A 2050-nucleotide genomic window follows, 5' to 3' on the forward strand; every position below is an offset into this window, starting at 1 on the left:
AGTTCGGCGGTGTCCTACTCTCCCACAACCCTTCGGTTGCAGTACCATCGGCGCAGTCAGGCTTAGCTTCCGGGTTCGGAATGGGACCGGGCGTTTCCCTGACGCTAAAACCACCGAAACACTCCGAAACAACACACCCGCCACCGTGTCCGGTGGGGCTGGTGTGGTGTTTCAGAACCGTAGAGTGGATGCGCAACATCTTCGTGGGCAAGTCCTCGGCCTATTAGTACCAGTCAACTCGACAACACATTACTGTGCTTCCATTTCTGGCCTATCAACCCAATCGTCTCTTGGGGGCCTTAACCCACAGGGGGTGGGATACCTCATCTTGGAACAGGCTTCCCGCTTAGATGCCTTCAGCGGTTATCCCTTCCGAACATAGCCAACCAGCCATGCCACTGGCGTGACAACTGGCACACCAGAGGTCCGTCCGTCCCGGTCCTCTCGTACTAGGGACAGCCTTCCTCAAGTATCCTGCGCGCGCGGCGGATAGGGACCGAACTGTCTCACGACGTTCTAAACCCAGCTCGCGTGCCGCTTTAATGGGCGAACAGCCCAACCCTTGGGACCTACTCCGGCCCCAGGATGCGACGAGCCGACATCGAGGTGCCAAACCATGCCGTCGATATGGACTCTTGGGCAAGATCAGCCTGTTATCCCCGGGGTACCTTTTATCCGTTGAGCGACACCCCTTCCACCAGGAGGTGCCGGATCACTAGTCCCGACTTTCGTCCCTGCTCGACATGTCTGTCTCACAGTCAAGCTCCCTTGTGCACTTGCACTCGACACCTGATTGCCAACCAGGCTGAGGGAACCTTTGGGCGCCTCCGTTACCCTTTAGGAGGCAACCGCCCCAGTTAAACTACCCATCAGGCACTGTCCCTGAACCAGATCATGGTCCGAGGTTCAGATTCCCAATCCGACCAGAGTGGTATTTCAACAACGACTCCACACCCACTAGCGTGAGCGCTTCACAGTCTCCCACCTATCCTACACAAGCCGAACCGAAAACCAATACCAAACTATAGTAAAGGTCCCGGGGTCTTTCCGTCCTGCCGCGCGTAACGAGCATCTTTACTCGTAATGCAATTTCGCCGGGCCTGTGGTCGAGACAGCCGGAAAGTCGTTACGCCATTCGTGCAGGTCGGAACTTACCCGACAAGGAATTTCGCTACCTTAGGATGGTTATAGTTACCACCGCCGTTTACTGGCGCTTAAATTCTCAGCTTCGCGCCGAAGCGCTAACCGGTCCTCTTAACGTTCCAGCACCGGGCAGGCGTCAGTCCATATACATCGTCTTGCGACTTCGCATGGACCTGTGTTTTTAGTAAACAGTCGCTTTCCGCTGGTCTCTGCGGCCAACCACCGCTCCGCCCGCAAGGGACATCACAGTGCTTGGCCCCCCTTCTCCCGAAGTTACGGGGGCATTTTGCCGAGTTCCTTAACCACAGTTCACCCGATCGCCTTGGTATTCTCTACCTGACCACCTGTGTTGGTTTGGGGTACGGGCCGTGCATGCACTCACTAGAGGCTTTTCTCGGCAGCATAGGATCACCCGCTTCGCCTCAAACGGCTACGCATCACGTCTCAGCCACATGAGTGGCGGATTTGCCTACCACTCGGCCTACACGCTTACACCAGGACAACCATCGCCTGGCGGAGCTACCTTCCTGCGTCACCCCATCGCTTGACTACTACGGAATCAGGTCCCACGCTCCACACGGCACGTCCGTCCGAAGACTTCCATGCCGGCTTCGGGTGGTTAGTGTCAACCGCCTCGCCATGGGCGCACATGCTCGGGTACGGGAATATCAACCCGTTGTCCATCGACTACGCCTGTCGGCCTCGCCTTAGGTCCCGACTTACCCTGGGCGGATTAGCCTGGCCCAGGAACCCTTGGTCATCCGGCGGCAGAGTTTCTCACTCTGCATTCGCTACTCATGCCTGCATTCTCACTCCCGCACCCTCCACCGCTGGCTTCCGCCGCGGCTTCACCGGATGCAGGACGCTCCCCTACCCATCCACACCACTGCACGAGAGCCCGAAAGCC

The 2050-nt window shown here is 57.8% G+C and carries 2 rRNA genes (1 of these 2 cut by a window edge); both read right to left on the reverse strand.

Annotated features, from left to right (window positions below):
* Window position 1: 1 nt before the first annotated feature.
* A 5S ribosomal RNA gene (gene rrf, locus ACZ7SW_RS46720) occupies window positions 2-118 on the reverse strand.
* Between the two features lie 85 nt (window positions 119-203).
* A 23S ribosomal RNA gene (locus ACZ7SW_RS46725) occupies window positions 204-2050 on the reverse strand (it continues 1355 nt past the right edge of the window).

The sequence above is a fragment of the Amycolatopsis sp. NPDC114484 genome (assembly GCF_055633755.1).